Origin of the sequence: Streptomyces africanus (assembly GCF_002150735.1) — a bacterium.
GTDB lineage: Bacteria > Actinomycetota > Actinomycetes > Streptomycetales > Streptomycetaceae > Streptomyces > Streptomyces africanus.
The window spans coordinates 1-4,750 of sequence record NZ_MUKA01000155.1 but is presented as its reverse complement, the minus strand read 5'-3'; the positions used below and the strand labels follow the sequence as shown (position 1 = coordinate 4,750).

The 4,750-nt window shown below is 74.1% G+C and carries 5 protein-coding genes and 1 pseudogene; 5 read left to right on the top strand and 1 reads right to left on the bottom strand.

All coding sequences use genetic code 11. The annotated features are described in order from the left end of the window. Positions 1–1,353: FAD-dependent oxidoreductase (locus CCL05_RS20125; RefSeq protein ID WP_086561884.1), on the top strand; the 1,353-nt coding region annotated here is incomplete at its 5' end. Positions 1,354–1,365: 12 nt separating this feature from the next. On the opposite strand, the gene CCL05_RS20120 is transcribed toward CCL05_RS20125, so the two are convergent. Then, complete coding sequence (locus CCL05_RS20120) at positions 1,366–2,022, bottom strand: dienelactone hydrolase family protein (RefSeq protein WP_086561883.1); 657 nt, start codon at positions 2,020–2,022, stop codon at positions 1,366–1,368. 145 nt (positions 2,023–2,167) lie between these two features. Here CCL05_RS20120 and CCL05_RS20115 point away from each other — a divergent pair. The 4 genes and pseudogenes from CCL05_RS20115 to CCL05_RS20100 form a co-directional block, all read left to right on the top strand. Then, a pseudogene (locus CCL05_RS20115) lies at positions 2,168–3,164 on the top strand (GlxA family transcriptional regulator). Beyond that, positions 3,161–3,763, top strand: coding sequence for a DJ-1/PfpI family protein (locus tag CCL05_RS20110; RefSeq protein WP_086561882.1), 603 nt, complete (start codon positions 3,161–3,163; stop codon positions 3,761–3,763). Before CCL05_RS20115 ends, CCL05_RS20110 begins: the two are co-directional and overlap by 4 nt. Before the next feature lie 55 nt (positions 3,764–3,818). Beyond that, on the top strand, positions 3,819–4,274 hold the full coding sequence (locus CCL05_RS20105; RefSeq protein ID WP_086561885.1) for an archease: 456 nt from the start codon (positions 3,819–3,821) through the stop codon (positions 4,272–4,274). 33 nt (positions 4,275–4,307) lie between these two features. Beyond that, the coding region (locus CCL05_RS20100; protein WP_143589914.1) for a CapA family protein at positions 4,308–4,750 on the top strand (443 nt) is incomplete at its 3' end.

Sequence of the window (4,750 nt, the reverse complement as noted above, 5' to 3'; positions counted from 1 at the left end):
GTGGTCGGCGGCGGCCCGGCCGGGTTCGCCGCGGCGGTCGCGGCGGCCGACGCCGGGGCCGAGGTCGTCCTGGTGGAGCGCTACGGGTTCCTCGGCGGCAACGCGACGGCGGCGCTGGTCATGCCGCTGATGTCGTTCCACAACGAGCACAAGCAGGCCACGTTCAGCGAGTCCGGTGAGGACGCCCGGCTGCTGCCCAGCGACCACGGCGAGGGCGAGCCGGTCGTGCAGGGGGTGCTGTGGCGGCTGCTGGACCGGCTCATGGGGCGCGGCGGCTGTCTGAAGCCCTCCCCGAGGACCGGGTACACGGTCCCCTTCGATCCGGAGCTCTTCAAGCTGGTCCTGCTCGAGATGACGGACGAGGCGGGCGTGCGGATGCTGTTCCACGCCTTCGCCTCCACGGCGCTGCGCCTCGACGACGGCTGGCGTGTGGTGTTCGAGACCAAGTCGGGGCCGGTGGTGATCGACGCCGACGTGGTCGTGGACGGCACGGGCGACGGCGACGTCGCGGCGGCCTGCGGGGCGCCGTACGAGATCGGGCGGCCGGAGGACGGGCTGGTGCAGCCGATGACGCTGATGTTCCGGGTCGCGGACTTCGCCCGGCCGGACTTCTCGGAGTACGTGCGGGAGCATCCCGACCAGTGGCGCGGGGTGCACGGTCTGTGGGACCTGGTCGAGGAGGCCCGGGCGGACGGTGATCTGCGGCTGCCGCGCGAGGACATCCTGTTCTTCGCGACGCCGCATCCGCGTGAGGTCAGTGTCAACAGCACCCGTGTGAACAGGGTGCTGGGCACCAGCGTGTGGGACCTGACCCGGGCCGAGTTCACCGCCCGGCGCCAGCTCGCGGAGATCGACCGCTTCCTGCGCACCCGCGTGCCCGGTTTCGAGGAGTCGTACGTGGTGCAGAGCGGCACGCACATCGGCGTCCGGGAGACCCGGCGGGTCATCGGCGACTACCACCTCACCGGCCACGACATCCTGGCCGCCCGCCGCTTCCCGGACGTCGTCGCGCACGGCGCCTACCCGGTCGACATCCACAATCCGCGCGGCTCCGGAACGGTCCTGAAGCGGGTGCCCGCGGGCAGCTTCTACGACATCCCGCTGCGCTGTCTCGTGCCGCAGGGCACGGAGCGGCTGCTGGTGGCGGGCCGGTGCATCTCGGGGACGCACGTGGCGCACTCCTCGTACCGGGTCATGCCGATCGCGATGGCGACCGGGCAGGCGGCCGGGGTGTGCGCCGCGCTGACCGTGCGTCACGGGCACGGGCCGAGGGGTGTGCCGTACCGGCTCGTGCAGCGGGAACTGCTGCGGCAGGGCGCCCGGTTGCGCATCGACCTGCCGGTGGGCGGCTGACGCCGGCCGCCGTCAGCCCGCCGCGGTTCTCAGCTGGTCGTGGCACCACTGCCGGGCCACCTCGGTGACCTGGTCGAGCGCGCCCGGCTCCTCGAACAGATGCGTGGCGCCGGGGACCACGTGGAGGGTGTGCGGGACGTGCAGCCGCCGGGCCGCTTCCTCGTTGAGCCGCAGCACGTGCCCGTCCCGGCCGCCCACGATCAGCAGCACCGGCGCCCGGACGGCGTCCAGGGCGTCGCCTGCCAGGTCGGGCCGCCCGCCGCGCGAGACGACCCCGGGCACCCGGTCGGGCCGTTCGGCGGCGGCGACCAGGGCCGCGCCCGCGCCGGTGCTGGCGCCGAACAGGACGACGGGCAGGCCCTGGGTGCCGGGCGACTGTGCCAGCCAGTCGACGGCGGCCACGAGCCGGCGGCCCAGCAGGGGGATGTCGAAACGGAGTTCGGCGGTGCGGACGTCCAGCCGTTCCTCCTCCTCGGTGAGCAGGTCGATCAGCAGGGTGCCCAGTCCGGCGGTGCGCAGGCCGGCGGCGACCTCGCGGTTGCGGGGGCTGTGCCGGGAGCTGCCGCTGCCGTGCGCGAACAGGACGACCGCGCGGGCGGCCGGCGGCACGGTCAGATCGCCGGTGAGGGCCGCGCCGCCGACGGGCACGGTGACCGTCTGGGAGATCATCACAGGCCTCCTCTCCCCCCGTTCGCTCGTCCTGCCGCCCGCCTACCCACACTGCGGCGACCGTCCCGCCTCGCCGAAGGCCATGGCGCGATCCGTGGGGTGCGTGTCGTTGACGCCATGCCCGGGGCCGGAGGAGCGTGAGGGCATGACGTCCCGCCGTATCGTCTTCGTCGTCTTCGACGGCTTCCAGCCGCTCGACCTCACCGGTCCGCACGAGGTGTTCCACAGTGCGGGCGACGCCTACGTCTGCGAGGTCGTGGCGCCCCGGGCGGGACCGGTGAGGTCGGTCAGCGGGCTGGTCGTGCATGCCGGGCACGGCGTTGCGGACCTCGGCCCGGCCGGGATCGACACGCTCGTGGTGGTCGGCGGCCGGGGTGTCGACCAGGCGCGGCAGGACGAGGCGCTGGTCTCCTGGATCGCCGCCGCGGCGGCCGGTGCCCGGCGCGTGGCCTCGGTGTGCAGCGGGGCGTTCCTGCTGGCGGCGGCGGGTCTGCTGGACGGGCGCCGGGTCACCACGCACTGGGCCCGGGGAGCAGTTGGCCCGGGAGCATCCCGAGGTGCGGGTGGACTGCGAGCCGATCTTCGTCCGGGACGGGCCGGTGTGGACGTCGGCCGGTGTGACGGCCGGGATGGATCTGGCGCTCGCCCTGGTGGAGGACGACCTGGGCCGGGACGTGGCGCACGCGGTGGCCCGCCACCTCGTGCTGTTCCTGCGCCGGCCGGGCGGCCAGTCGCAGTTCAGCGTGGCGTTGTGGTCGCGGCAGCCGGCGACGGACCCGGTGCGGGCCGCCGTCACCGCGATCCACGCCGACCCGGGTGGCCGGCACGACATCGCCGGTCTCGCCGCGCACGCCGGGCTGAGCCCACGGCACCTCCAGCGCCGCTTCACCGCCGAACTGGGCGTGCCGCCCGCCGCGTACGTCGAGCGGGTGCGCGTCGAGGCGGCCCAGCGCGCCCTCACCGAGGGTGACGAACCGGTCGAGGCCATCGCCCGCCGCTACGGCTTCACCACAGCGGAGACTCTGCGCCGCACGTTCCACCGCCGGCTCGGCATCGCGCCGTCGGACTACCGCGCCCGCTTCCGCTCCACCGCGGAACCCGCCGGCGCCCACCACCTCTCACAGAATGGGGAACCCGTATGACGACATACGGCCTGCTGGTCTTCGAGGAAGCCGAGGAGCTCGACTTCGTGGGGCCCTGGGAGGTCTTCACCGTCTCCGCCATGCTCCGCGACGGCGCCGACTCGGCCGTGCTCGTCGCCGAGCACTCCGGCCCCGTGCGCTGCAACAAGGGCCTGCGCGTCCTGCCCGACCACACCCTCGACGACCATCCGCCGCTGGACGTGCTGCACGTTCCGGGCGGCCGGGGCGCGCGCGAGGTGCAGGTGCACAACCCGGTGGTCACCGACTGGATCGGGAAGACGGCGGAGCGGGCCGCGTGGGTGCACGGCGTGTGCACCGGCACCTTCCTGCTGCACGCCGCGGGTACCGCGCGCGGGCGGCGGGTGGCCACGCACTGGAGCCAGGAGGACACCCTGGAGGCCCGCGGTGACGTGACGGTCGTCCGGGACGTCCGCTACGTCGTGGACGGCAACCTGGTCACCAGCCAGGGCGTCTCGGCCGGTATCGACAGCGCGCTGTGGCTGGTCGGGCGGCTGCACGGCCGGGACCACGCACGGGCCGTACGGCGCTACATCCAGTACGACCCGGCGCCGCCGTACCTCGCGGACGAGCCCGTCTGATCCGCCGCCGGGCCGGTCGCTGCATGGGTGGGGCAGCCTCGGGCAGTCGATGTTCATGGGCGGTGACAGGGGCGACGACGGGCAGGGACGTCAGGCGGGCGAGTGCGGGCACCGGGCGGTGCCGCATCCGGAGAACATCCGGATCGAGGCGTGGGCGGCGTGCCGGGAGCACTGTCTGGCGGAGGCCGTCCTGGCGATGGTGGAGTGTTTCGCGGACGTCTCCGGAGTGCGTCCGACCGCCGTGGACCGGGTGCGGCTGGCCGAGGCCAGTGACGACGACCTGCTCGCCACGCTGCTGGACGAGATCATCTTCCGGCTGGAGGTGTACGGCCAGGTGCCGGTGGACGTGGAGGCGGACGAGGCCGACGGCGGGCTGGACGTACGGCTGGCGGTCACCGGCCTCGCGGACGTGGAGATCACCGGGGCGGTGCCGAGGGCGGTGGCGTGGGACGAGTTGCGGATCGGGCCGGGCCCGTACGGGTGGTCGTGTGCGGTGACGGTCGACGCGTGACCTCGCAGGCCGGGGTGCGCCTACCGTGGAGAGGTGGACGGCGGCGTCGTGACGCTGTTCCTGTGCGGTGACGTGATGCTCGGGCGCGGCGTCGACCAGATTCTGGCGCACCCCGGTGATCCGGCACTGCGGGAGGCGTACGTCGAGGACGCGCGGTCCTACGTCCGGCTGGCGCAGTCGGCCCACGGCCCGGTGCCCGCGCCCGTCGATCCGTCCTGGCCGTGGGGCGAGGCGCTGCGGGTGCTGGACGAGGCGGCCCCGGACGCCCGGATCGTGAACCTGGAGACGTCGGTGACGTCCGCGGACACGTTCGCCCCGGACAAGGAGATCCACTACCGGATGCACCCGGCCAACCTGCCTGCATTGGCCGTGGCCCGGCCCGACGTGACCGTCCTCGCCAACAATCACGTCCTGGACTTCGGCCGCCCGGGCCTGCGCGTCCAGCGTCTCCCGCAGGCCCGGGCGGCCGAAGTCCA

Coding starts and splice junctions, on each gene's coding strand:
- CCL05_RS20120 (WP_086561883.1), bottom strand. CDS start 2,022: ATGATCTCCCAGACGGTCACCGTGCCCGTCGGCGGCGCGGCCCTCACC.
- CCL05_RS20110 (WP_086561882.1), top strand. CDS start 3,161: ATGACGACATACGGCCTGCTGGTCTTCGAGGAAGCCGAGGAGCTCGAC.
- CCL05_RS20105 (WP_086561885.1), top strand. CDS start 3,819: ATGGGCGGTGACAGGGGCGACGACGGGCAGGGACGTCAGGCGGGCGAG.